This window comes from Pseudomonas sp. MDT2-39-1 (assembly GCF_054898085.1).
On sequence record NZ_CM142716.1, the window covers coordinates 1,907,740 to 1,933,105 of the forward strand.

Sequence of the window (25,366 nt, forward strand, 5' to 3'; positions counted from 1 at the left end):
GGTGAGGGGGCTTTGTGGCAAAGGGTTTTCTGAGGCAAGGAGAACTCTGTACTGTGTCGTGGTCAACTAATTCCGGACACCTCGATAGGTGATTTCGACGCCATCTCCCGTTCGTAAACGGTCGGTGGCAGATACCCGAGTTTCGAGTGCAGCCGCTCGTTGTTGTAAAACCCAACGATGTATTCAGTAATGTCACGTATCGCTTCGGCGTGGTTGGCGTAATCGCGCCGCCATACCCGCTCCATTTTCAAGCTCAGGAAGAAGCGCTCCATCACTGAGTTGTCCCAGCAGTTACCTTTACGGCTCATGCTTTGCTGCATGTCATTTCTTGCCAGCAGGGATCTGTAGCTCGCGCTCGCGTACTGGCTGCCACGATCCGAGTGCGCGATCAGGCCCGGTGGCGGTTGACGCTGAGCAACCGCCAACTGCATTGCACTGCACACCAGCTCAGCCGGCATGTTCGGGGCCATGGACCAGCCCACTATCTTGCGTGAGAACAAGTCCAGCACCACGGCCAGGTACAACCAGCCGCTACGGGTCCGGATGTAGGTAATGTCTGCCACCCAGGCCTTGTTCGCTGCCTCGGGTTCAAATTGGCGATTCAGCACATTCTCGGCAATCGGCAGGTTGTGTTTGCTATCGGTCGTGTGCACAAACTTACGCTTCCAGGCCGAACGCAGGCCATTGGTACGCATCAAGCGGCGGATCTTATAAAGGCCTATTTCTATGCCCTTGGCGCGTAAAGCTTTACGCAACGGGCGACTGCCATAGCAGCCGCCACTCTTGGCAAACGACGCCTTGAGCTGAACCGTGATCGGACAAACCGATGCCGGAACTTCAGCGCGCTTGTTGGCCTCGTAGAAACCGGATCGACTAATACCCAGTAGCCGACAGACATGCGCCACCGAATAAGCCTTCTGTTGCAGCTGCCGAACCAATCGGTACGTTACTTCAGCTCGCGGGCAAAGAAGGCAGTAGCTTTTTTTAATACATCGTTATCCATCTTGAGCTGGCGGTTTTCTTGCTCCAACTGCCGAATACGCTGCTGCTCGGACGTCAGCGGTTTGCCCATCCCGGCCTGTCCCAACTGCTCGGCCTCGTACTGCTGTACCCAGCGCCGAACGGCCGTATCACCGATATTAAGATCACGACAAACCTGTGAAACGCTCAGGCCCTGATCCTTGATCATCTTCACGACTTCCAGCTTGAAGCTGTCGTCGAATGTTCTGCGTTTGTCGGTCATGAAAATCTCCTCGATAGATGCATTTTCCACCTATCGAGGTGTCCGGGGAAATTAAACCACTACACTGAGGCGCTTCTGTGGCGAGGGGACTTGTCCCCGTTGGAGTGCGAAGCGCTCCCCAAAACCTTCGACAGCTGCCGAGATTTTGGGGCTGCTGCGCAACCCAACGGGGACAAGTCCCCTCGCCACAAGTGTTCACTTTGGAGCGCGCCATCTATCAAGGGCGATCAATAACAACGCGATCACAACAAACCCCGCCAACAATCCCCCCGCATTCACAAACACCTGTGGATAACCCAGCGTGCCGACGTCAATGAACGGATAGGGATAAACCGCCAGCTCGTGACCACGCAGCAGCGAATAGGCGAAGTACACCAGCGGATAAATCACCCACAGGCCGATATGCCGCAACCGCAATGTGCCTTTGGGCACACACAACCACCAATACGCCAGAAACAGCAGCGGCATGACGTCATGCATCAGCTCGTCCGCCAGCAACTGCCAGCCTTCGGGGTGCCACAAGTGGCGCAGTAACACGCTATACGCCAGGCCGACAACCACGATGCTCACGGCAATCGCGCTGCTGACCCACGGCTGTAAAAACCAGCATCGCGCCGCCGATTCGCGAGGGGTCCACTCACAGGTCAACACCACCGCCACCAACGTATTGGTCAGCACGGTGAAGTAACTGAAAAAGCTCAGCAGCCCACCCAGCAGACTGGCTTCCAGCGTCCAGCGTGAGTACAGAATCAGGTACAGCTGAATCGCCAGCCCCGACCAGCCCAGCACTGCGGCCACCGCAACAAAACGACGCCTCGCGGCAGAACCTGGCGTCGATAGGCTGATCATGTTCAGAGCGGGCGCTTGGTGCGCATCAGCTTTACGTACAAGTGTTCGACCTTCTCCCTGGCCCACGGAGTTTTGCGCAGGAACGTCAGGCTCGACTTGATGCTCGGGTCACTCTTGAAGCAGCGGATATCAATGCGCTCGGCCAGCCCCGACCATTCGTAATGTTCAACCAGGGCATTGAGGATTTGCTCCAGCGTCACGCCGTGCAGCGGGTTGTTGTTCTGTTCGGTCATGCCGGGCCTTCGAGCGATGTAAGGATGGGAAGCCGCGCACCTTAGCCGAGGGCTTCCTTGGGGGGAAGCGATCTGTGTGCTGTCAGCTAAATGTAGGTGAAACGCAAAAGATCGCAGCCTCGTTTCACTCGACAGCTCCTACATTGGCGTTCACCTGTAGGAGCTGTCGAGTGAAACGAGGCTGCGATTTTTTCCCACGGACTGTTACCAAATCCGAAACGCTCCATGTCAGCAAAAGCGCTTTCTCTATTTGTAACAGGACATTATCCTTGCGCCCGTCAAGCTGAAACGCTTCATCTGCCCGCGACATAGTGCCGCTTTCCGTTCACCCCCCAGAAAAAGATCAAGAATTCCTTCTCTATGCCTGATTTCCCAACTCCGCGAGACAGCGCTGTCTGCACCGCTATTGCCAGTCGAAAAACCCTGACCCTGATCGCTGGGTTCAGCGCTTTTGGCCTTGCCACCTGCACCCAGGCTGCTCCCGCTTTCGATAGCGAATCCCCCTGGATGCTCGGCGACTGGAACGGCACGCGCACCGAACTTTCGGAAAAAGGCTACGACTTCAAAGTCGATTACACCGGCGAAATGGGCAGCAATCTGCACGGTGGCTACGATCACGATCGCACCGCGCGCTACAGCGACCAGTTTGGTTTTGGCACGCATCTGGACTTGCAGAAGATTCTGGGCTGGGACGATGCTGAATTTCAGCTGACCATCACCGAGCGCAGCGGCAACAACATCAGCAACGACCGGATCAACGACCCGCGCGTCGGCGGCTTCACTTCGGCTCAGGAAGTCTGGGGGCGTGGGCAAACCTGGCGCCTGACGCAGATGTGGTATCAGCAGAAATTCTTCGACCAGAAGCTCGACATCAAGGTCGGCCGCTTCGGCGAGGGCGAGGACTTCAACAGCTTCCCCTGCGACTTCCAGAACCTGGCGTTTTGCGGTTCGCAGGTCGGCAACTGGGTCGGCGGTATCTGGTACAACTGGCCGGTCAGCCAGTGGGCGATGCGCGTGAAATATCACCTGACGCCGGAGTTGTACGCGCAAGTCGGCGCGTATGAGCAGAACCCGTCGAACCTCGAACGCGACAACGGCTTCAAGCTCAGCGGCAGCGGCACCCAGGGCGCGATTTTGCCGGTCGAGCTGGTGTGGTCGCCAAAGCTCAACGGCCTGCCGGGCGAATACCGCGCCGGTTATTACTACAGCAACGCGAAGGCCACGGATGCCTACAAGGACAGCAATGGCCAGCCGGCAGCCCTGAGTGGCGAGGCGTACCGCAGCGCATCGAGCAAGCACGGCGTTTGGCTGGGTGTTCAGCAACAAATCACCAGCCGCGCCAGCGACAACTCTCGCGGCTTGAGCGTGTTCGCCAACGGCACGATGCACGACAAGAAGACCAACGCCATCGACAACTATGTCCAGGCAGGCGTCGTCTACAAAGGCCTGTTCGATGCGCGCGCCAAGGACGACATCGGGTTCGCCCTCGCCCGGGTTCACGTCAACCCGGCCTATCGCAAGAACGCCGAAGCGACCAATCAGGCCCGCGCCGTCTTCGACTACGACGACCCCTCGTTCCTGCCACCGCAGGACACCGAATACAGCGCCGAACTCTATTACGGCGTGCACGTCACCAACTGGCTGACCGTGCGCCCGAACCTGCAATACATCCGCCACCCCGGTGGCGTGGACAAAGTCGATGACGCGTTGATTGGCGGGATCAAGATCCAGTCATCGTTCTAACAACCACCGCATTACCCGGTAGGAGCGAGGCTTGCCCGCGAAGGCGATCTCACGTTCAACATTGATGTCGACTGTGAAACCGCCTTCGCGGGCAAGCCTCGCTCCTACAGGGATCGCGACAACCAACCAGTTTTTTATATGAACCATGCCCACGCGGGATCGTCATCTACAGTGAACTTGCGTGGGACTACTTGAAACGTCACGGAGAACCACACTATGAGCACTGATGGTGCTTTGAGTCGAAGCCGTCTACTGCCGACCCTGCTCGGCATTCTGCTTCTGCTAATGGGCCTGGTCATGCTGGTCGGCGGGATCAAGCTGAGCATGCTCGGCGGCTCGCTGTATTACCTGCTGGCCGGTATCGGCCTGACGCTGACCGGCGTGCTGCTGATCTTGGCACGCCGCGCTGCGCTGGGCCTTTACGCGGCGGTGCTGTTCGCCAGCACCGTTTGGGCCTTGTGGGAAGTCGGCCTCGATTGGTGGCAACTGGTGCCGCGCCTGGCGATGTTGTTTGCGCTGGGCCTCGTCATGCTGCTGCCGTGGTTGCGCCGTCCGCTGCTGATTACCGGTCCTGCGCCGATGGGCACCGGCGCACTGAGCGTGGCCGTGGTGCTGGCCGCCGTTGCTGCGCTGGCCAGCCAATTCACCAACCCGGGTGAAATCAAAGGCCAACTGGACCGCGACAGCGTGCCGGGCATGACCAACATCGCACCGGCCATGCCCGACGGTGACTGGAATTCCTACGGCCGCAGCGCCCATGGCGATCGTTACTCGCCACTGGCGCAGATCACCCCGCAAAACGTGAACAAACTGGTACCGGCCTGGACCTATCGCACCGGCGACCTGCCTGGGCCGAACGACCCGGGCGAAACCACCGCCGAAAACACCCCGTTGAAAGTCAACGGCATGCTCTACGTGTGCACGCCGCACAGCCAGGTGATCGCCCTTGATCCGGACACCGGCAAGGAAATCTGGCGTTTCGATCCGAAGCTCTCCACGCAAAACGCGGCGAACTTCAAGGGATGGGCGCACATGACCTGCCGTGGCGTGACGTATCACGATGACGCCGCCTACGCATCCGAGCAGAGCCCGACGGGCACCGCCAGCCCTGCGCCGGTCAGCACGGTCTGCCCACGCCGGATCTTCCTGCCAACGGCCGACACCCGCCTGATCGCACTCGACGCCGACACTGGCAAGATGTGCGAAGACTTCGGCAACAAAGGCCAGGTTGATCTCTCCGCCAACATCGGCGGCTTCAATGCCGGCGGCTACTACTCCACCTCGCCTCCAGCCGTCACTAAAGACCTGGTGGTGATTGGCGGCCACGTCACCGACAACGTTTCCATCGACGAGCCAAGCGGCGTGATCCGCGCGTTCGACGTGCACACCGGCAAACTGGTGTGGAACTGGGACAGCGGCAACCCGGACGACACCACGCCGATTGCCGAAGGCAAGGTCTACACCCGCAACTCGCCGAACATGTGGTCCATGTTCGCCGTCGACGAAAAACTCGGCATGCTCTACCTGCCGATGGGCAACCAGACCCCGGACCAGTTCGGTGGCGCGCGCACCCCTGAGTCAGAACTGCACGCCGCCGGCCTGACCGCACTGGACATCGCCACCGGTAAAGTGCGCTGGCACATGCAGTTGACCCACCATGACCTGTGGGACATGGACGTCGGTGGCCAGCCAACCCTGATGGACCTGAAAACCGCTGACGGCGTGAAGCCAGCGGTACTCGTGTCCACCAAGCAAGGCAGCATCTACGTGCTGGACCGCAGCACCGGCAAAGCGATCGTGCCAATCAACGAAGTGCCGGTTCCGCAAGGCGCTGTCGAAGGTGATCACACCTCGCCGACCCAACCGAAATCCGACCTCAACCTGATGCCGCCGCCGCTGCAAGAGCGCGACATGTGGGGCGTGACCCCATTCGACCAACTGATCTGCCGGATCGACTTCAAATCCATGCGCTACGACGGCCCGTTCACGCCGCCGTCGCTGCAGGGTTCGATCGTTTACCCAGGCAACTTCGGCGTGTTCGACTGGGGCGGCATTTCGGTTGACCCGGTGCGTCAGATCGCTTTCGTGAACCCGAGCTACATGGCGTTCAAATCGAAAATGATCCCGGCCGCCGAAATCGCCGCCCAAGGCCCACGTAAAAGCGAAACCGAAGGCGTGCAGCCGAACAAAGGCGCGCCGTATGGCGTGGTCCTCGAAGCCCTGCTTTCGCCAATGGGCCTGCCGTGCCAGGCACCGGCGTGGGGCTACGTGGCGGCAATCGATCTGACCACGTCGAAAGTCCTGTGGAAGCACAAGAACGGCACCGTGCGCGACAGCTCTCCGGTTCCGATCCCGCTGAGCATGGGCGTGCCTAGCCTGGGTGGCCCCTTCACCACTGCCGGTGGCGTTGGCTTCCTGAGCGGCACGCTCGACCAGTACCTGCGCGCCTACGACGTAAAAAACGGCAAGCAACTGTGGGAAGGCCGCCTGCCAGCCGGCGCGCAAACCACGCCGATGACCTACACCGGCAAGGACGGCAAGCAGTACGTGCTGGTCGTTGCGGGCGGCCACGGTTCGCTGGGCACCAAGCAAGGTGACTATGTGATTGCGTACAAACTGTCGGAATAAATTGTAGAGACAGATAAAGGAAAGGCGACTCCTGCGAGGGGGTCGCCTTTTTTTGCATCGCTGCAAATCAAAATGTGGGAGCGGGCTTGCTCGCGAAAGCGGTGTTTCAGGCGACTTCCATGTTGAATGTTAAACAGCCTTCGCGAGCAAGCCCGCTCCCACATTTGGCCGAGGTTGGCCTGAGAAATACTGCGAACGTCCTACAGCGGATGCTGTTCGGGAGGACGATTCCGACAGGTTCTATCGGTTGTAGTGTCAGAAGCCCGGACGATAGGCTTTCGAGGTCGCTGCAAATTCAGCGGCCGGGTTTGGTCGCCCAGGTTTAGAATGGCGCACTTTTCGTGCTTGCTTCATGGCGAGCTGTGCGTGGGAGGGCTTCGGCCCTGCCGGGTTCCATTCCCTGGTCGACCAACCTGCGTACGGTTCGCCACCCAACTGCTTGGTCGTAGTCGTGGCGAACTCCCTGTCCCCGAATGGAGCTTCACCATGTTCAAAGAAACCCCAAATCCCCCGCATACCGACGACGTTTCCCCCTACGAATCCGTCGATTCAAAAAAACTCAACGAAGCCGCCGAGCGCGCGTTGGATCACTACCCAACCCCGCCGCCCTCAAATCCCCTGCCATCCGCAAACCCAGCACCATGTTTGTAATTGCACCGGACATCAAAGACGAAGACCTGTTGGCCCATACTTGCGAGTCATTGGCCCAGGCCAGTGTGATGGCGAGTGATTTCGCCGACTACCTGGAAGGCCCGCACCGGCACAAGGCGATGGCGATTCAACAGATCGTCATGCTGGCCGAACTGGCAGCAAACCGGATGCTGGATAACGTCGCCGTACCAAAACCTCAGCCGCACAGCTAATCCCCCGTAGGAGCGAGGCTTGCCCGCGAAGGCGGTGCGTCGATCGACATCAATGTTGAATGACGATCGCTATCGCGAGCAAGTTCGCTCCCACAGTTGAATTGGGTGCATCAGCAAGAGGTTGGTCGGCTGTCAGGCCGCCTTCGCGGGCAAGCCTCGCTCCTACAGGGCTTCGTGTACCTCTGAGGAATCAGCTCGGCTGGCGGCAGCCAAGTTCAAAAGAAGCACCTGTCCAAACCCTGAACACACACCCAGAAATATCCCCCGCCATTGAAACCACCCCCCACCCGCCCCATCTAACACCCATACCCAATTGCGCAGGTGCCCCATGAGCGACCAGCAAGAATTCCCCGAAGACCCGAGCGAATACGCCGACCCAGAGAACGCCGAACACCACTCCACCGGCAAAGGCCTCGCCCTGCCCGGCCAGAACCTGCCGGACAAGGTCTACATCATCCCGATCCACAACCGCCCGTTCTTCCCGGCTCAAGTGCTGCCGGTCATCGTCAATGAAGAACCCTGGGCCGAAACCCTCGACCTGGTGAGCAAATCCGATCACCACTCCCTGGCCCTGTTCTACATGGACACGCCCCAGGAAGACCCGCGCCATTTCGACACCTCGGCCCTGCCGCTGTACGGCACGCTGGTCAAGGTGCACCACGCCAGTCGCGAAAACGGCAAACTGCAATTCGTCGCCCAAGGCCTGACCCGCGTACGCATTCGCAGCTGGCTCAAACACCATCGCCCGCCGTACCTGGTGGAAGTCGAATACCCGCACCAGCCCACCGAGCCGACCGACGAGGTCAAGGCCTACGGCATGGCGCTGATCAACGCGATCAAGGAACTGCTGCCGCTCAACCCGCTGTACAGCGAAGAGCTGAAGAATTACCTCAACCGCTTCAGCCCCAACGATCCGTCGCCGCTGACCGATTTCGCCGCCGCCCTGACCTCGGCCACCGGCAACGATCTGCAGGAAGTGCTCGATTGCGTACCCATGCTCAAGCGCATGGAAAAAGTCCTGCCGATGCTGCGCAAGGAAGTCGAAGTCGCGCGCTTGCAGAAAGAAATTTCCGCCGAAGTTAACCGCAAGATCGGCGAGCATCAGCGCGAGTTCTTCCTCAAGGAACAACTCAAGGTCATCCAGCAAGAGCTGGGCCTGACCAAAGACGACCGCAGCGCCGACATCGAACAGTTCGAGCAACGCCTCACTGGCAAAGTGCTGCCGCCCCAGGCGCAAAAACGCATCGAAGAAGAAATGAACAAGCTGTCAATCCTCGAGACCGGTTCGCCGGAGTACGCGGTCACCCGCAACTACCTCGACTGGGCGACATCGGTGCCGTGGGGCGTGTTTGGCGAGGACAAACTCGACCTCAAACACGCACGCAAGGTGCTCGACAAACATCACGCCGGCCTCGACGACATCAAGGACCGCATCCTCGAATTCCTCGCCGTCGGTGCTTATAAAGGCGAGATCAGCGGTTCCATCGTCTTGCTGGTCGGCCCGCCGGGCGTGGGTAAAACCAGCGTCGGCAAGTCCATCGCCGAATCCCTCGGCCGGCCGTTCTACCGCTTCAGCCTCGGCGGCATGCGCGACGAAGCCGAGATCAAGGGCCACCGCCGCACCTACATCGGCGCGCAACCGGGCAAACTCGTGCACGCGTTGAAAGACGTCGAAGTGATGAACCCGGTGATCATGCTCGACGAGATCGACAAGATGGGCCAAAGCTACCAAGGCGACCCGGCCTCGGCGCTGCTGGAAACCCTCGACCCGGAACAGAACGTCGAATTCCTCGATCACTACCTGGACCTGCGTCTGGATCTGTCGAAAGTGCTGTTCGTCTGCACCGCCAACACCCTAGACTCGATCCCCGGCCCGTTGCTGGACCGGATGGAAGTGATTCGCCTGTCGGGTTACATCACCGAAGAAAAAATCGCCATCGCCAAGCGTCACCTGTGGCCCAAGCAGCTGGAAAAGGCCGGCGTGTCCAAGGGCAGCCTGAGCATCAGCGACAGCGCGTTGAAGGCATTGATCGACGGTTATGCCCGTGAAGCCGGGGTGCGCCAGTTGGAAAAACAATTGGGCAAACTGGTGCGCAAAGCCGTGGTGAAATTGATCGACGAGCCGAAAGCGGTGATCAAAATTGCCCCGAAAGACCTCGAAGCCTCACTCGGCCATCCTGTGTTCCGCAACGAACAAGTGCTGTCCGGCACCGGCGTCATCACGGGGCTGGCCTGGACCAGCATGGGTGGCGCGACCTTGCCGATCGAAGCCACGCGCATCCACACGCTCAACCGTGGCTTCAAACTCACCGGGCAATTGGGCGACGTGATGAAAGAGTCGGCGGAAATCGCCTACAGCTACGTCAGCTCGAACCTTAAGTCGTTTGGCGGTGATCCGAAATTCTTCGACGAGGCCTTCGTCCACCTCCACGTCCCGGAAGGCGCCACCCCGAAAGACGGCCCGAGCGCCGGCGTGACCATGGCCAGCGCCCTGCTCTCCCTCGCCCGCAACCAGGCACCGAAAAAAGGCGTGGCCATGACGGGAGAACTGACGTTGACCGGGCATGTACTGCCAATTGGCGGAGTGCGTGAGAAGGTGATCGCGGCGCGGCGGCAGAAGATTTTTGAGTTGATTCTGCCGGAGCCTAACCGTGGAAGCTTTGACGAACTGCCGGATTACCTGAAGGAAGGGATTACTGTGCACTTTGCCAAGCGGTTTGCGGATGTGGCGAAGATATTGTTTTAAACGATTTGAATGCGCCACTGCCCACCGTCTTGGGCAGTGAGCGCGTTTAATTATAAGCAAGCAAAAAAACCAAACAAATCAGACTTAAAAACTGTTATATCTGACAGTTACCCATTCATAATTTTCCCAGCACACTTTCTGTTCGGCTTTTTCAATCGAAGGAAGTGAGTTATGGCAAACCCAAATGCAACTGATGAGGTACTAGTTGACGGACAACTAACAATTGAAACAAAAGACATTACTAACGCTGCTTCCCCCTTACCAATGACCACATTTATCACCACCGCCATGGTCTATTCATTGAATAGATTCAGCCCAGGTTTTTATATTGACTGCTATAAAGATAAAGGTCTTTCCAGCGAAAGAAAGCTGACGATTAACTTTCCATCCGGTGAAATCCCCAGAATCTCTGGTTACTGGGAAACCCTCACCACAAAAATAGGGAATTCCCCCTATGATTTCGAAATCATCAACTACACCGGCACCATCGAAACAATGAAAATAACGCCGAACAAACATCGGTATAACGTGATCGAGTTCAAAATTCTTGCCATAAGCCGTGCTAATAATGAAATTCGTGAACTGACTGGCCGAGGTCATGTTTTTATCACCGACGTCCAGCTCGCTATTTAGACTTTGCGCCGGCCTGCGCGCACCACTTTTGTTGGCCGGCAGAACGCCGGCAGACCGTGTGAAGGAATACTGCAAGGTCATCCGCGCTGCCAATGTCACACTTTGTCTCATCTTAAGTTATGCTCGCCGTTCGTCGTGAACGCCGGAGCCACTGACCTTATGTCCCCCACTCGCCTGTTTGTCCCCTTCGTCCTCTCCCTGCTGGCCGCGTGCTCCACGCAACCAAAACAGAACCTGACCGTGGAAAAACAAAGCGAATGCCCGGTGCAACTGCGCAGCGGTCAGAACCTGATCGTGACCTTGCCTAGCAACCCGACCACGGGTTATCGCTGGGCGATCCAGGATTCGGCCGGTGGCGTGCTGCATGCGCTCAGCCCCGAGGTGTACAGCAACCCGGAAGACGCCGGCATCGTCGGCAGTGCCGGCCTTTCGACCTGGCGCTTTCAGGCGTTTGCCGTCGGTACGGGCCGCTTGCGTTTGACCTATTCACAGCCCTGGGCACCGGAAGTGCCGGCAGTGAAAACCTTCGACTGCGCGATCGCGGTTAACTGATCGTGGGCTGGCTGATTCTGGCGCTGATGGGCGCGGTGACCTTTCTGTATGGCTTGAGCGTGCATGCCGCGCTGCTCTGCCTGCTGGTCAAACCTTTGCCGGTGTTGGCCTTGCTCGGCTGGTTGCACGACGCACCGCCCAGTGAGTACCGGCGCTGGATCAGCCTGGGATTGATTTTCTCCCTGCTTGGCGATGTGTTGCTGGCATGGCCGGGGGATTTGTTTGTGTTCGGCCTCGGAGCATTTTTGGTCGCCCACCTGGCCTATCTGAAAGCCTATTTGAGCGATTGCCGGCGGCTGGCGTTGTTGCCATTGCTGATTGCCCTGGGTGTTGGCGCGGTGTTGCTGGGGATTTTGATTTCCCACGGACTGGGCCCATTGTTGATCCCGGTGATTGTTTACGGTCTGGCCATCAGCGCGATGCTCTGGCGCGCGCTGGCCCGGCTCGGGACCGAAGTGCCCAAACGCTCGGCACTGCTGGCGGCGGCCGGCGCGGTGGCGTTTGTGTTTTCCGACAGCGTGATCGGGATCAGTCGCTTTGTTATGCCGTTCGATGCGGCGCCGTATGTGATCATCCTTAGTTATTGGCTCGGGCAATGGGGAATTGCAGCGTCGGCGTTTGGTAGGAAAGGCACCGTAGGTGGAACGGAATAAACTGTTTATCGTAATGACATAAAAAATATGCCCCATCGCCAAACGTTATAAAAAACTGTCAGATCTGACAGTAGCCTAGTGATTCTTGAAAACTTATTCTTTGTGCGGCGTTAACCCACCACACATCTAATACATGGAAGAATCTTATGAGTTTTTTTAAAAGTAAAAACACACTCGCTTCTGCAGATCCAATTATTACCGTCAGCGCAGAAACTCAAGCGACAGTTTCAAATCGGGTGAAGTTTGAAAGTCAAATTGTCGAGTTCGATGCCGATTCCAACAGTGATCGAATCGCGCTGGTCACTCGCGCTAACACACAAGACTACTCACATAGAAGCAAAAAAGGCCTGGTGCTGGTATTTGATAAAAATATCAAATCCGGCACCTATTCAGTCGCAGATCAAAACTTCCCCTTCGAAGATGCCTATTATTTCGAAACGGGAACCATCCCTGGCTTTACCACTTCTTTTGCATATAAGCCCACTAGCGGCTCTTTCACGGTAGAAACGGTTGAGAGCAGTTCTGAGAAACTGCATTATCTAATCGGCTTTGATTTCAAAGGCGTAAATGAGCGAAATGAAGAACTCAAAATCGCTGGTAAATCTACCTATATCGTGTTGTTTAAACAGCAGTAATCACCTCTGAATGATAAATGGCCAAGCCTCAATTTCGGGATTTGGCCATTTGTTTTTATCTATCGTGTTCCCCACCGACTGCTCCCTGACCTAACGACTCCTAATCCCCGTCGGGCATCTCACACGCTTTATCAGACAACCCAAGCATCCCCCCGTCAATTTGGCTAAAATGCCGGCCTTTCCCTCCTTCGCCGCCGGAACCGCCGTGAGCAAAGACCCCGATCGCCTTTTCGCCCAGCCTTTGGCCCAGGTGCCTGACTTCGCCTTTAACGAGGACGTGGTGCGGGTGTTCCCGGACATGATCAAGCGCTCGGTGCCGGGTTATCCGACCATCGTTGAGAACCTCGGCGTGCTCGCTGCGCAATTCGCCCAGCCCAACAGCGTGCTCTACGACCTCGGCTCGTCCCTGGGTGCCGTGACTCAAGCGTTGCGCCGTCATGTGCGCACCGACGGTTGCCGCGTCATCGCTGTGGATAACTCTGCGGCGATGGTCGAACGCTGCCGCGAATACCTCAACGGTCAGGACTCGATGTTCCAGGAGTTGCTGCCGGTGGAGGTGATCGAAGGCGACATCCTCGCCCTCGACTTCCAGCCAGCCTCGGTGGTGGCGCTGAACTTCACCCTGCAATTCATCGCCCCGGACCAGCGCACCGCGTTGCTCTCGCGTATCCGCCAATCGCTGCTGCCCGGCGGCGCGTTAATCCTCTCGGAGAAGCTGCGCTTCAACGATCTCGAAGAACACGCGCTGCTCACTGACTTGCATGTCGCGTTCAAACGCGCCAACGGCTACAGCGAACTGGAAATCGCCCAGAAGCGCAGCGCCATCGAAAACGTCATGAAGCCCGACAGCCTCGAAGAACATCGCGAGCGCCTGTTGGCTGCCGGGTTCTCGAAAGTCGTGCCGTGGTTCCAGTGTCTTAACTTTGCCTCGTTGATTGCCTTGCCATGATTGATCTGTCCCCCCTCGCCCGCCGTCTGGCTGGCACCCCGCTGGCCGAATGGGCCAACACCCTGCAAGCGCAACTCGACAAGAAAATGGAAAAGGGTCACGGCGATCTGGAGCGCTGGCAAAGTGCGCTGGACGCTTTGCCGAAGATACAGCCAAGCGAAGTCGACTTGTTGAATGGCCTGACGCTGGACACCGATTGCGACGTTGAGACCCGTGCGCAAATGCGTACTGCGCTGATGGGGTTGTCGCCGTGGCGCAAAGGGCCGTTTGATTTGTTTGGCGTGCATGTCGACACGGAATGGCGTTCGGACTGGAAGTGGTCACGGGTGGCTCCGCATCTGGACCTGAAGGGCAAACGCATCCTTGATGTCGGTTGCGGCAACGGTTACTACATGTGGCGCATGCTCGGTGCCGGCGCCGACAGCGTGATCGGTGTCGACCCGAACTGGCTGTTCTTCTGCCAGTTCCAGGCGGTGCAGCGTTACTTGTCAGAACCCAATGCCTGGCACCTGCCCTTCCCTTTCGAAGACCTGCCGCCAAACATGGAAGGCTTCGATACGGTGTTTTCCATGGGCGTGTTCTATCACCGTCGTTCGCCGATCGAGCATTTGCTGGCGCTGAAGGATTGCCTGGTCAAGGGTGGTGAGTTGGTGCTGGAGACGCTGGTGATTGAAGGCGATCAGCAGCAGGTGCTGGTGCCGGACGACCGTTATGCGCAGATGCGTAACGTGTGGTTCTTGCCGTCGGTGCCGGCGCTGGAATTGTGGTTGCGCCGCGCCGGGTTTACGGATGTTCGCTGTGTCGACGTGAGCGTGACCACGGTCGAAGAACAGCGCGGGACGGAGTGGATGAAGTATCAGTCGCTCAGCGATTTCCTGGATCCCGAGGATCACAGCAAGACAGTTGAAGGGCTGCCGGCGCCGATGCGGGCCGTCATTGTCGCTCGAAAATAAAACACCAATCTCCTATCCATAGGAGATCCCCTGTAGGAGTGAGCCTGCTCGCGATAACGGTGTGTCAGTCGACATCACTATTGACTGATACTCCGCTATCGCGAGCAGGCTCACTCCTACAGGGGTTGGGTGTTCAGTCTGTTGGTTTGGCGCGCCGGGCCTTGAAGAATTCGCTTAACACCGCCCCGCACTCCTCCGCCAACACCCCGCCCTCAAACAACACCCGGTGATTCAAGAATCCCTGGGTAAAAAACTGCCCCTGACTCTGCACGATCCCCGCTTTCGGCTCCAATGCGCCATACACCACCCGTGCAATCCGCGAATGCACGATCAGCCCGGCGCACATGCTGCACGGCTCAAGTGTCACGTACAGCGTGCTGCCCGGCAGGCGATAGTTGCTGGCCGCCAACGCCGCAGCGCGGATCGCGACCATCTCGGCATGAGCACTCGGATCGTGGCCGCTGATCGGGCAGTTGAAGCCTCGGCCGATGATCTCGCCGTCTTGCACCAGCACCGCGCCCACGGGCACTTCACCCAGCGCCGCGCCTTGTGCGGCCAGGGCCAGTGCTTCGCGCATGAAGTCGCGGTCGCGGCTGCGGTCGATGATCGCGGCGGGACGTATCTGACGCATCAGGCCACCTCGATGGCGGCCATCAGGCCGGTTTCCATGTGGTCGATCACATGGCAATGGAACATCCATACGCCGGGGTTATCCGCCACCAACGCGACTTGTGCGCGCTCGTTCTTGCCGAGCAGGTAAGTGTCGGTGAAGTACGGAATGACCTTGTGCCGGTTCGAGGCGATGACCTTGAAACTCATGCCGTGCAGATGAATCGGGTGCTGATACTGAGTCATGTTCTTCAATTCAAAAATGTAGCTCTTGCCCTTCTCGAGCTTGGCAATCGGGCGGTCGGCGCAGGTCTTGTCCGTGATGTCCCAAGCCTTGCCGTTAATTTGCCACAAGCTTGGTGGCCTACCGTTTTCGACGTTGACCGACACCGAGCCCACCCATTCGAAATTGAAGTTGAGTTTCTCGGCATTGGCCAGGTCCGGCTCGGCCACCGGGTTGGCAGGCAGTGCGGGCGGCCATTCAGTGGGTGCCTCAGTGTTCGCCACCGAACGGAACGTACCCAGACGAACCGGACCGTTGCGCAAGGATAATTCTTCACCGGCGGGCGGTGCCTTGATCGCCAGGCAGATGCGCATGCCCGGGCCGAGCCAGTATTCCTTGCCCATTGGGCGCGGCTCCACGGGGTTGCCGTCCAGCGCATAGATCTGCGCTTCGACGCCGGGAATGTTGAGGCGATAGGTCAGCGTGTTATCGAGGTTGAGCAGGCGCACGCGGGTAATTTGCCCGGCGGGCAGGTCGATCACCGCTTGCGAGACACCGTTGATGGTCGACAGGCGCCCCGCCGTGCCACCACGGGCGGCTTCGCGAGGAATGCTGAAGGCCACGAACGCGCCCTCTTCGTCGACGTGCCAGCTCTTGAGGCTCAGGGTTTTCTCGTACTTGAAACCGGTGGGCTCGCGCTCTTCGATAATCAGCGGGCCGACAAGGCCGCGGCCGAGTTCTTCGCTGCTGTTGACGTGCGGGTGATACCAGTAGCTACCGGCGTCTGGCACGCGGAATTTGTAGTCGAAGTATTCGCCCGGCAATACCGGAAGCTGCGATACATAGGGCACGCCGTCCATTTCCAGTGGCAGGCGGATGCCGTGCCAGTGAATGGTGGTCGCCACCGGCAGATGGTTGAGGAAGCGCACCCGCAGCCATTCGCCCTGACGAACCCGCAGTTCAGTGCCCGGCGCCGACGGACCGAACGCCCAGGCCTCGGTCTTGTGCCCGGCGACCAGTTCGACGTCCAGCGGTGCAGCGATCAGCTCATAGTCATGGCCGGCGTCAGCGTCGGCCATCTTGCCCAGCCAGTACCTCGACGCGCCCCCCGCCCCGACACCAACGACAACAAGACCGGCCAGGCCACCGAGGATTTGGCGACGGGTAAAGGACATGAACTCAACTACCTCACGTATCAGCGACAGACCCGTGGGCCTGTAAAAGGCGAATACGATACACCTGCGGTTGAGAAACAGTAAGGGTGGGGCGGCGGATGGCCGCACTCAAAGCCTGGTTGGCAATATCTGTGGTGAGGGGGCTTTTGTGGCGAGGGGATTTATCCCCGTTGGGTTGCGAAGCGACCCTAAAACCATCCACTACGGTATTTCAGATAAATCGCGCTGACCGGTTTACGACTGCTTCGTAGCCCTCGCCACAGGGTTTTCAGCTATGGCTGTAGGCCGGTGATCAAATGCACCACCCCGTCATCCAGCGTCATGACGCCCGGCACACCTGCCACATTTAATGCCTGCCGATCTATCCGCGCTACGTCCCGCAACTCCACCCGAACCCGGGTCAGTGCAACCGGCTGCTGCGACTTGAGGTTTTCCACGCCACCTAGCGCGGCTACGACATTTGCAGGCAAACCGGACACCGGCTGAACAATGGCTTTCGGCTCATCCACCACCAGATCCGGCGTCAATGCTTTCCAGAACGCTCGCTGCATTTTCTCGAACATGTTCAGTTCTCCAGAACCAGTGAAGTATCGACCGTCGCCTCGTGATACAGCCGCAACGCCTCGCGCACCTGCCCGGCACTTTCCAGGCCCAGCACTTGCTGGGCGATGGCCTGGCAACTCACCAAATCCACTTCGCGAACGGCTGCCTTTATGGCCGGAATCAACGGCACACTCACTGACAGCTCATCCACCCCAAGCCCCAGCAATAGCGGCACGGCCAGTGTCTCGGAGGCCATGGCGCCACACACCCCGACCCATTTGCCGTGGGCGTGCGCGGCCTTCACGGTGCAGGCAATCAACCGCAGAACCGCCGGATGGAAGCTGTCGGCCTGACTGGCCAGACGCGGGTGATCGCGGTCCATGGCCAGGGTGTATTGGGTGAGGTCGTTGGTGCCGATAGAGAAGAAATCCACCTCGGGCGCAAACAGGTCCGCCATCAGTGCCGCCGCCGGCACTTCGATCATGATCCCCAGCTTGGGCAGTGCCGTGAGTCCCAATGCCAGCGCCTCTTCTTCAAGCAGTTGCCGGGCCAGGCGCAACTCCGAAAGCTGCGTGATCATCGGCAGCATGATGTGCAGCCGGGCCAGCCCGGCGCTGTTCAGGATGGCCTTGAACTGATCGCGCAGCAGCTGCGGACGCTCCAGGCACAAACGAATCCCGCGCATGCCCAGGAAGGGATTGGTTTCGCTGTCCATCGGCACGTAGGCCAGAGGTTTGTCGCCGCCGACGTCCAGCGTGCGCACCACCAGATTACGCGCCGGCCCGAGCGCCTTGGCGATGGCGCTATAGGTGGACGCTTGCTCGTCATGACTCGGCGCATGATTGCGGTCCAGATAAAGAAACTCCGAGCGCAACAAGCCGACGCCCTCGCCTCCCAACGCCATGGCCTGTTCGGCTTCAGCCAGCGAAGCGATGTTGGCGGTCACTTCAAAATGATGACCATCGCGGGTACAGGCAGCCAGCGTCGCGTGCGCCAACTCATGCTGCTGGCGTTGCTGTTGAAGCTGCCGCTTGGCTTGCAGCTGCTCAATAGCCTGCAGATCCGGATCCAGCTGCAGCTCGCCCTTGTCGGCATCGAGCAACACCTGGGTTCCGTTGACCAGCGCCAGCACTTGCACAGGCAGCCCGCAGATCGCCGGTATACCGAACGCCCGGGCGAGGATCGCGACGTGGCTGGTGGCGCCGCCGCCGACCGTGGCGAAACCCAGCACCGTGCGGGTATCGAGCCCGGCGGTTTGTGACGGTGTCAGTTGTTCGGCGATCAGGATCGCCCCTTCAGGCAGCTCCATCGCCTGATCCCGCACACCGAGGATCAGCTTTAGCACCCGCTGACTCACATCGGCCAAGTCCGCCGCCCGTTCCGCGAGCAAGGCGTTGCCTAGGCTTTTGAACAGGTTAGCCGTCGACTCGGTGGCCGTGCACCAGGCAAACCCGGCGCTTTTACCTTCGTTGATCAGCACGTGAGCCATGTCCAACAAACCCGGATCTTCGAGCAGTTCCTGATGTGCCTTGAAGATGTCTGCCTGCGCGTCGCCAATGGCGTTATCACGCAATTGTTGTAGGGCCACCAGCGCCTCGGCCAAGGCACGAGACAGCTGATCGCGTTCAACCTGCGGCGTGGCGCCAAGCTCCTTCACTTCGAGGTTTTGCTCGGCTATCTGCACCACTTGGCCAAACGCTGATCCGGGCGATGCGCAAACCCCACGCAGCACCGTCAGCGATGAAGCCTCGATCGCATGCACCTCGACCTGCGCCGAGGCCGCCACCGCTTCACCGCATCCACTCGCCAGCAGTTCAGTCAGCGTCTGGATCGCCGCTTCAGCGTCCGGACCGGCCGCGCTGACTTGCAAAACGTCACCGTGAGCCGTTTGCAACGCCATGATCGCCACCAAGGATTTCGCGTTCGCACTCTCCTGCTTTTTATGCAGGTAAATGCTCGCCGAAAAACCTTTCGCCGCTTGGGCGAACACCGCCGCCGGACGGGCGTGCAAGCCATTCGGGTTGGCCAGTGTCAGCGGTTTGGAAAACAGTGCTTCGTCCTCTTCCGGTACCGGCACATCCGCTGTTTGCTCGACAGGGTTCAAACTCAGTAGCGGCTGGCCACTCTCTACCAGACCGGTTTCAGGCGTCAGCCAAGTGAACGGCTCCCCGCTGACCACCAGCATCAACGTCAGCAAGCTGCGGGCATTTAATGCAACAAAATCGGCATCGAACTCGATCAGCGACTGCCCAACGTCAACGTGCTGGCCCTCCTCCACCAGCCGCGTGAACCCCTTCCCTGCCAGGTTCACCGTGTCGAGGCCGATGTGCAGCAACACCTGCACACCATTTTCGCTGGTGATGCTGACCGCATGCCCACTTGCCTGCACATTGCTGACAACCCCTGCCAACGGCGCGCACAAGGTAGTTGAGGTCGGATCGATGCACAGGCCATCGCCGATGACCCGGCTGCAAAACACCGGATCGGGCACGAGGTCCAGTGGCATCAATACGCCGGACAGGGGGGCGTGCAGTTGCAATTGTTGGGGTGTGGCCATGACGTCACCTGCTGTTTTGTTCTTTGAAGTGCCGATGGAGCGCGAGGCTCCGACAGCATCGCTTATTTCCACCAATACTCGACCTGCAATCCGACATTCGAACCGTGCCGCGCCGTGCCGAAGGCGCCGGTATCGGACAACGCCGAACCCGCCGCCAGTTCATTGGCCGCCCGTTTGGCCGCCTCGTTCCAGCTGGCATAGGTGTAATACAGACGCACCTCGGGCCGAGCCCAGAATTCCGGGCCTTTGGGCGACCACGTCGGGGCGAAGGTAAACTTGCTCAGCTTGCGCGTGCCGCCCATGGCTTCGACTTGATCGTGACCCAGTTCGGCCACCAGTTTGAACTGCTCGGTGATCGCGTACGCCGGACGAATCCCCAAGGAAACCCAGTTCTGATCGGCGCCGTCCGGGCGAATGTCTTTCTGGTAAACCGCCTCGACTTGCCCGCCAAATCGCGGCGTCACTTGCCAGTCGAAGAACTCCACCACCCGGTAACTTTTGTTGCTGTCGTCCAGCTTTACGTTACCGGTATAACCCAATCCGGTGCCTGGGCCTTCCCCGTACTGGAAAGCCAGTTTGTTCTTGCCGCCCAGAAAACCTTTTTGCACATGCTGCGCGGTGATTGCCCAGCCGCGATGAGCCTCTCGGCTGTCGGGTTTATCGATGTAGCTCAGCCCGAGTTCCAGTTCACCACCGGGGTTGGTATCGAAGCCGGCGACGTTGAAATCGTGACGGTTGATGTAGTCCTTCTGGTACAGATTGTCTTTGCGCGAAAAAGCGTAGCTGTACTTCAGATCGCCGATCAGCACATCCTCGATACCACCCCCCGTGGCGCTCTGGTTCCAGTAGTAGAAGTCGGAAATGTGGATGTCGTTCCTCTTGTAATAACGCCGGCCGGCCCACAGCGAACCGCCGTTGAGGCTGGGCATGTTCGACCACTGCGCGTACAGCTGCGGCATGCGCACCGAGCCGTTATCGCCGTTGAACGTCAGGTCCTTGTCGTACTGGTTATACAGCGAAGCCATGCCGTCGACGCTCAGCACCGAACCGTCGTCCAGGGTGTACAAATCCTGACGTAGTTCGAGTTCGGCGTACTGCTCACATTCGTTGCCCAAGCGGTATTTTGTCTGCGCCCCAGGCAGCTGGAAACACTGCTGTTTACCACTGTTGACCGATGTTCCGACGCCGCTGCGCAGGTAACCGCCGAATTCCAGGGCCTGCGCCGATAATGGCAACGCCAGGCACACGCTCGCGGCGACAAGGCTGCGATTTATTGTTGTTTTCAAGAACCACCCCATTATTTTTATTGTGTTGTTCCGCAAATTCGGCGCGCAAAACTTCCCCGCGCAGCGTTCTGCGTGTTTTTTAAGTCGGTGTTTTTTAGTGGTCGGTCAGTCGGTCAGGTGCAGAACGAATGACTCATAGGGCCTTAACAGAATCTGCTGGTTTCGCGGCGGACAGTCCGGGTAGTTGCTGATGACCAAGCGTTGAGCCATCGCGTCGCTGATCACTTCATCCGCCAGTTCCACTTCGCACGGCGTGCCATAGAAGTTGTTCAGTACCAGCAAACGCTCGCCATTACCTTCACGCACATACGCCCAGATTTGCGTGTGCTCCGGCAGCAATTGCCGGTAGACGCCATCAGACATCAGCGCTTCGCTGCGACGCAGGGCAATCAACTGACGGTAGTGATGTAGCACAGAGTCCGGATCGTCGAACTGAGTGGCGACGTTGATCTGCGCCGCGTTGGCCGGCACGCCAATCCAAGGTTCTGCGGCGCTGAACCCTGCGTTCGGCTCGGCGCTCCAGTGCATCGGCGTACGGCCATTGTCCCGGGACTTCTGCATGATCGCCGCCATGTTCTCGGCATCATCGGCTCCCGCCTCGCGCTTGAGGCGGAAGATGTTCAGCGTCTCGACATCGCGGTACTGATCAATGTGATCAAACCCCGGATTGGTCATGCCCAGTTCTTCGCCCTGGTACACAAACGGTGTGCCCTGAAGGAAATGCAGCGCGGTGCCGAGCATCTTCGCCGACACCACGCGATGCTCGCCGTCATGGCCAAAACGCGAGACCACGCGCGGCTGGTCGTGGTTACACCAGAACAGCGCGTTCCAGCCACCGCCAGCCTGCATGCCGGTCTGCCAGTCGGACAGAATGCGCTTGAGCTGGAGGAAGTCGAAGTCAGCGCGAATCCACTTCTGCAGGTTCGGGTAATCGACCTTCAGGTGATGGAAATTGAAGGTCATCGACAGTTCTTTCGAATCCGGTTTCGAGTAGCGAATGCAGTGTTCCAGGCTGGTGGAGGACATCTCGCCGACGTTGATCAGGTCGTAGCCTTCGAAGACTTCGCGGTGCATTTGCTGCAAGTACTCATGCACATTCGGGCCGTCGGTGTAGAAGCGTCGACCGTCGGTGTCGTCCTCGGGGAAATCCGCCGGTTTGGAGATCAGGTTGATCACATCCAGACGGAAACCGCCCACGCCTTTATCGCGCCAGAAACGCATCATTTTGAAGACTTCGGCGCGTACCTTCGGGTTGTCCCAATTCAGGTCGGCCTGGGTGTGATCGAACAGATGCAGGAAGTACTGACCAGTCTGCGCCTCGTATTCCCACGCCGAACCGCCGAACTTGGATTCCCAGTTGTTGGGCTGATCGCGCCAGATGTAGAAATCGCGGTACGGGTTGTCGAGGCTGCTGCGGGCCTGCTGGAACCAGGTGTGTTCGATCGACGTGTGGTTGACCACGATGTCGAGCATCAACTTGATCCCGCGCTTGCCGGCCTCGGCGATCAGCAATTCGCAATCGGCCATGGTCCCGTAGCTCGGGTCGATGCCGTAGTAATCGCTGATGTCATAACCGTTGTCGCGCTGGGGTGAACGCAGGAACGGCGTGATCCACAGGCAATCGACACCCAGCCAGTGCAGGTAATCGAGCTTGGCCACGACGCCGAGCAAATCACCCGTGGGGTTGCCGGCGTGGCTGTGAAAACTCTTCGGGTAGATCTGGTAGATCACCGAACGTTGCCAGTCTTGCATGACTGAGTTCCTTCAATGGGTTTGGTACTGGCCATGAGGGCCTCTTCGCGAGCAGGCTCGCTCCTACAATTGATCGCATTCCAATGTGGGCTTGCTCGCGAATGCGGTTTGTCAGGCAACCCGATACCCCGGCCGAACAATCTTCATGCTCAACCCGCAGGTCAAAACAAACGGCACAACCATGGCGATGACCATCCCGATCACGAACATCGGAATGAACTGCGGAATGATCGAGATGAAACCGGGCAAGCCACCGACACCGATTGCCGAGGCCTGGACCTTGTTCAGCGACAGGAAGATGCAGCCCAGGGCCGACCCGGTCAGGGCCGCATAGAACGGAAACTTGTAGCGCAGGTTGACCCCGAACATCGCCGGCTCGGTGATGCCGAAATAAGCGGAAATTGCCGAGGTCGAGGCCATGCTTTTGTCGCGCACATTGCGGGTCATGTAGAACACCGCCAATGCCGAGCTGCCCTGAGCGAGATTGGACATGACGATCATCGGCCAGATGAACGTGCCGCCCTGGGTGGAGATCAGTTGCAAGTCGACCGCGAGGAACATGTGGTGCATGCCGGTGATCACCAGCGGCGCGTAGAGCAAACCGAAAATAGCGCCGCCGACCATCGGTGCCAGGTCAAACAGGGTCACCACGCCTTCGGTGATGAGAATGCCCAGATGCCGGGTCACAGGGCCAATCACGGCCAGTGCCAACACGCCGGTGACCACGATGGTGGTGATTGGCACCACCAGCAATTGCACCGCGTTCGGCACCCGCGCCCGCAGCCATTTTTCGATAACGCTCATCACGTAGGCTGCCAGCAGGATCGGCAGGATCTGCCCCTGATAACCGACCTTCTCGATCTGGAACAAACCAAGGATATCGAAGTACGGCAGGCTCTGGCCGTCGAGACCGGCGACTGCCTTGCCGTAGTTCCAGGCATTGAGCAGATCGGGATGAACCAGCATCAGGCCGAGCACGATGCCAAGGATTTCGCTGCCGCCAAACCGCTTGGCCGCCGACCAGCCCACCAGCGCCGGGAGGAACACAAAAGAGGTGTTGGCCATCAGGTTGATCAGGCTCCAGAGCCCGTCAAGTTTCGGATAGGCGTCCAGCAGGGTCTGGCCCTCGATGAACATGCCCTTGGCGCCGATCAGGTTGTTGATGCCCATCAACAGCCCCGCAATGATCAATGCGGGCAGGATCGGCATGAACACGTCGGAAAACACCCGCACCAGACGCTGCATGGCGTTTATCTTGTCGGCGCTTTTTTGTTTAACGTCGGCGATGGTTGAAGCGGCGAGACCGGTTTGACGACGCAGTTCGGCGTAGACCTTTTCAACCTCGCCGGGGCCGATGACCACCTGGAACAAGCCACCGGTGAAGAATGAGCCTTTCACGAGATCAATCTGATTCAGCGTGGCGCTGTCGACCAGGCTCGGGTCCTTGAGGGCCAGGCGCAGGCGTGTGACGCAGTGCGCGGCCTGCTCGAGGTTGTCGCTGCCACCGAGGCTTTGCAGCAGCTCGCTGGCGATGTTCGGATAGTCGTGGCTCATGCTTTTCTTCCGCTGTAGTTTTTTGTTTTTGGCAGCACGCCGAAGCGAAAAGTACTCGTCTGTACGAGTTAAAGCAACAACTCGTACAGACGAGTTTGATTTTGTTTACCTCCAACCCGACAGTCGGCGATTTTTCCTACCTCCCGGAACGATGAAACCTAAACCCGCATGGACAAACCCCTACCCTGCCCTTAAGGTTCGAAACCTTGAGCACATCGCGGCACAGAGCCATCCCCATGAGTAAATACAACCAGATCTACAGCGATCTGCTTGCCAGCATCACGACCGAACGTCTGGAACGCGGCGCCCGGTTGCCTTCCGAAACCGAATTGATGGACAGCTATCAAGCCAGCCGCGGCACCGTGCGCAAGGCCATTGAGCAATTGCAGGAGCGCGGCTTCGCCCAGAAAGTCCACGGTAAAGGCACCTTCGTGCTGTCGACCAACCCGATCGAATTCCAGTTGGGCGGCATCGTCAGCTTCCAGGAGACCTGGCCGCGACTGGGCAACGACGTCAGCACCGAGGTGGTCGAATTCACACAAATCCCCCTCGAAGGCTCGCTGCTCGAACACCTCAAGGCTGAAGAAGGCAGCCTGATCACGCGCATCAAGCGAGTGCGGCGGATCGACGGCAAGCGCGTGATCCTCGACATCAACCATTTCGTCAGCGATGTGATTCCCGGCCTGTCCCGCGACATCGCCGAGCAGTCGATCTACGCCTTCATCGAACAGACCCTGCAACTGCAAATCGCCTACGCCCAGCGCACCATCGAAGCGGTGCCCCGGAGCAAGGACGACCAGCACCACCTGGACCTCGACGGCCAGAGCCATGTGATCGTGGTCAGCAACCAGACCTTCCTGCAGGACGGTCGCCAGTTCGAGTACACCGAATCACGGCATACCCTCGACAAATTCTACTTTTCGGACGTGGCACGGCGCTGACCCTACACGGTCACGAAATGCATGTGGGCATAACTATGTAGTGCAC

20 protein-coding genes and 1 pseudogene are annotated in these 25,366 nt (G+C 58.8%); 11 read left to right on the forward strand and 10 right to left on the reverse strand.

Going from position 1 to position 25,366, the window contains the following annotated elements; genetic code table 11:
* Positions 1–62 precede the first annotated feature (62 nt).
* The 3 genes from ACYZTM_RS09210 to ACYZTM_RS09220 form a co-directional block, all read right to left on the reverse strand.
* A protein-coding gene (locus ACYZTM_RS09210) for an IS3 family transposase (protein WP_461983481.1) occupies positions 63–1,243 on the reverse strand; the annotation gives its coding sequence in 2 pieces (ribosomal slippage) (positions 63–991 and positions 991–1,243; 1,182 coding nt in all).
* A gap of 195 nt (positions 1,244–1,438) precedes the next feature.
* Entirely contained in the window at positions 1,439–2,092 is a 654-nt protein-coding gene (locus tag ACYZTM_RS09215) for a Pr6Pr family membrane protein (protein WP_461988266.1), read from the reverse strand.
* Between the two features lie 2 nt (positions 2,093–2,094).
* Positions 2,095–2,325, reverse strand: a complete 231-nt coding sequence (locus ACYZTM_RS09220; protein WP_131060937.1) for a VF530 family protein — start codon at positions 2,323–2,325, stop codon at positions 2,095–2,097.
* A gap of 360 nt (positions 2,326–2,685) precedes the next feature.
* Here ACYZTM_RS09220 and ACYZTM_RS09225 point away from each other — a divergent pair, with 360 nt between their 5' ends.
* The 10 genes and pseudogenes from ACYZTM_RS09225 to cmoB all read left to right on the forward strand — a co-directional run bounded on the left by ACYZTM_RS09225 (position 2,686) and on the right by cmoB (position 14,680).
* A complete protein-coding gene (locus tag ACYZTM_RS09225; protein WP_131060938.1) occupies positions 2,686–4,068 on the forward strand; it encodes a carbohydrate porin in 1,383 nt (460 codons plus the stop codon).
* A 216-nt stretch (positions 4,069–4,284) separates the two neighbouring features.
* Positions 4,285–6,696, forward strand: coding sequence for a glucose/quinate/shikimate family membrane-bound PQQ-dependent dehydrogenase (locus tag ACYZTM_RS09230; RefSeq protein ID WP_461988269.1), 2,412 nt, complete (start codon positions 4,285–4,287; stop codon positions 6,694–6,696).
* A gap of 486 nt (positions 6,697–7,182) precedes the next feature.
* Positions 7,183–7,559 (forward strand): annotated as a pseudogene (locus tag ACYZTM_RS09235) (DUF6124 family protein).
* 328 nt (positions 7,560–7,887) lie between these two features.
* The gene (gene lon, locus ACYZTM_RS09240; protein ID WP_461988271.1) at positions 7,888–10,305 is read left to right on the forward strand and encodes an endopeptidase La; all 2,418 of its coding nucleotides are present in this window, start codon (positions 7,888–7,890) and stop codon (positions 10,303–10,305) included.
* 171 nt (positions 10,306–10,476) lie between these two features.
* Complete coding sequence (locus ACYZTM_RS09245; protein ID WP_461988273.1) at positions 10,477–10,938, forward strand: hypothetical protein; 462 nt, start codon at positions 10,477–10,479, stop codon at positions 10,936–10,938.
* Positions 10,939–11,097: 159 nt separating this feature from the next.
* Positions 11,098–11,490 (forward strand): protease inhibitor I42 family protein, encoded by a 393-nt coding sequence (locus tag ACYZTM_RS09250; RefSeq protein ID WP_461988275.1) that lies wholly within the window; start codon positions 11,098–11,100, stop codon positions 11,488–11,490.
* 2 nt (positions 11,491–11,492) lie between these two features.
* Positions 11,493–12,143 carry a lysoplasmalogenase gene (locus tag ACYZTM_RS09255; protein WP_461988277.1) on the forward strand — a complete coding sequence of 217 codons (651 nt, stop codon included), beginning with the start codon at positions 11,493–11,495 and terminating at the stop codon, positions 12,141–12,143.
* Positions 12,144–12,289: 146 nt separating this feature from the next.
* Positions 12,290–12,778 carry a hypothetical protein gene (locus ACYZTM_RS09260; protein WP_461988278.1) on the forward strand — a complete coding sequence of 163 codons (489 nt, stop codon included), beginning with the start codon at positions 12,290–12,292 and terminating at the stop codon, positions 12,776–12,778.
* Positions 12,779–12,947: 169 nt separating this feature from the next.
* On the forward strand, positions 12,948–13,727 hold the full coding sequence (cmoA, locus tag ACYZTM_RS09265) for a carboxy-S-adenosyl-L-methionine synthase CmoA (RefSeq protein WP_461988280.1): 780 nt from the start codon (positions 12,948–12,950) through the stop codon (positions 13,725–13,727).
* Complete coding sequence (gene cmoB / locus ACYZTM_RS09270) at positions 13,724–14,680, forward strand: tRNA 5-methoxyuridine(34)/uridine 5-oxyacetic acid(34) synthase CmoB (protein WP_131059353.1); 957 nt, start codon at positions 13,724–13,726, stop codon at positions 14,678–14,680. The genes cmoA and cmoB overlap by 4 nt, the downstream gene beginning before the upstream one ends.
* Before the next feature lie 133 nt (positions 14,681–14,813).
* Here the strand turns inward: cmoB and tadA are convergent, their stop codons facing one another.
* From tadA to treP, 7 genes are all read right to left on the reverse strand, one after another.
* Positions 14,814–15,311, reverse strand: coding sequence for a tRNA adenosine(34) deaminase TadA (tadA, locus tag ACYZTM_RS09275; protein WP_461988282.1), 498 nt, complete (start codon positions 15,309–15,311; stop codon positions 14,814–14,816).
* The gene (locus tag ACYZTM_RS09280; RefSeq protein ID WP_461988284.1) at positions 15,311–16,687 is read right to left on the reverse strand and encodes a multicopper oxidase family protein; all 1,377 of its coding nucleotides are present in this window, start codon (positions 16,685–16,687) and stop codon (positions 15,311–15,313) included. The genes tadA and ACYZTM_RS09280 overlap by 1 nt, the downstream gene beginning before the upstream one ends.
* A gap of 272 nt (positions 16,688–16,959) precedes the next feature.
* A complete protein-coding gene (locus ACYZTM_RS09285; protein WP_461988286.1) occupies positions 16,960–17,250 on the reverse strand; it encodes a PTS transporter subunit EIIB in 291 nt (96 codons plus the stop codon).
* Positions 17,251–17,252: 2 nt separating this feature from the next.
* Complete coding sequence (ptsP, locus tag ACYZTM_RS09290; RefSeq protein ID WP_461988288.1) at positions 17,253–19,787, reverse strand: phosphoenolpyruvate--protein phosphotransferase; 2,535 nt, start codon at positions 19,785–19,787, stop codon at positions 17,253–17,255.
* A gap of 62 nt (positions 19,788–19,849) precedes the next feature.
* Positions 19,850–21,073, reverse strand: a complete 1,224-nt coding sequence (locus ACYZTM_RS09295) for a carbohydrate porin (RefSeq protein WP_461988290.1) — start codon at positions 21,071–21,073, stop codon at positions 19,850–19,852.
* Between the two features lie 105 nt (positions 21,074–21,178).
* Complete coding sequence (gene treC, locus ACYZTM_RS09300; protein WP_461988292.1) at positions 21,179–22,825, reverse strand: alpha,alpha-phosphotrehalase; 1,647 nt, start codon at positions 22,823–22,825, stop codon at positions 21,179–21,181.
* Positions 22,826–22,936: 111 nt separating this feature from the next.
* Entirely contained in the window at positions 22,937–24,379 is a 1,443-nt protein-coding gene (gene treP / locus ACYZTM_RS09305) for a PTS system trehalose-specific EIIBC component (RefSeq protein ID WP_461988294.1), read from the reverse strand.
* A 236-nt stretch (positions 24,380–24,615) separates the two neighbouring features.
* Here treP and treR point away from each other — a divergent pair, with 236 nt between their 5' ends.
* Complete coding sequence (gene treR, locus ACYZTM_RS09310) at positions 24,616–25,320, forward strand: trehalose operon repressor (protein WP_461988296.1); 705 nt, start codon at positions 24,616–24,618, stop codon at positions 25,318–25,320.
* Positions 25,321–25,366: the final 46 nt, after the last annotated feature.

Bases quoted from the DNA above. Each gene is read 5' to 3' on its own strand.
- ACYZTM_RS09260 (WP_461988278.1), top strand. From the start codon at position 12,290: ATGAGTTTTTTTAAAAGTAAAAACACACTCGCTTCTGCAGATCCAATT.
- treP (WP_461988294.1), bottom strand. From the start codon at position 24,379: ATGAGCCACGACTATCCGAACATCGCCAGCGAGCTGCTGCAAAGCCTC.
- ACYZTM_RS09225 (WP_131060938.1), top strand. From the start codon at position 2,686: ATGCCTGATTTCCCAACTCCGCGAGACAGCGCTGTCTGCACCGCTATT.
- treR (WP_461988296.1), top strand. From the start codon at position 24,616: ATGAGTAAATACAACCAGATCTACAGCGATCTGCTTGCCAGCATCACG.
- cmoA (WP_461988280.1), top strand. From the start codon at position 12,948: ATGCCGGCCTTTCCCTCCTTCGCCGCCGGAACCGCCGTGAGCAAAGAC.
- lon (WP_461988271.1), top strand. From the start codon at position 7,888: ATGAGCGACCAGCAAGAATTCCCCGAAGACCCGAGCGAATACGCCGAC.
- ACYZTM_RS09250 (WP_461988275.1), top strand. From the start codon at position 11,098: ATGTCCCCCACTCGCCTGTTTGTCCCCTTCGTCCTCTCCCTGCTGGCC.
- ACYZTM_RS09245 (WP_461988273.1), top strand. From the start codon at position 10,477: ATGGCAAACCCAAATGCAACTGATGAGGTACTAGTTGACGGACAACTA.
- treC (WP_461988292.1), bottom strand. From the start codon at position 22,825: ATGCAAGACTGGCAACGTTCGGTGATCTACCAGATCTACCCGAAGAGT.
- ptsP (WP_461988288.1), bottom strand. From the start codon at position 19,787: ATGGCCACACCCCAACAATTGCAACTGCACGCCCCCCTGTCCGGCGTA.
- ACYZTM_RS09215 (WP_461988266.1), bottom strand. From the start codon at position 2,092: ATGATCAGCCTATCGACGCCAGGTTCTGCCGCGAGGCGTCGTTTTGTT.
- tadA (WP_461988282.1), bottom strand. From the start codon at position 15,311: ATGCGTCAGATACGTCCCGCCGCGATCATCGACCGCAGCCGCGACCGC.
- ACYZTM_RS09230 (WP_461988269.1), top strand. From the start codon at position 4,285: ATGAGCACTGATGGTGCTTTGAGTCGAAGCCGTCTACTGCCGACCCTG.
- ACYZTM_RS09285 (WP_461988286.1), bottom strand. From the start codon at position 17,250: ATGTTCGAGAAAATGCAGCGAGCGTTCTGGAAAGCATTGACGCCGGAT.
- ACYZTM_RS09280 (WP_461988284.1), bottom strand. From the start codon at position 16,687: ATGTCCTTTACCCGTCGCCAAATCCTCGGTGGCCTGGCCGGTCTTGTT.
- ACYZTM_RS09220 (WP_131060937.1), bottom strand. From the start codon at position 2,325: ATGACCGAACAGAACAACAACCCGCTGCACGGCGTGACGCTGGAGCAA.
- cmoB (WP_131059353.1), top strand. From the start codon at position 13,724: ATGATTGATCTGTCCCCCCTCGCCCGCCGTCTGGCTGGCACCCCGCTG.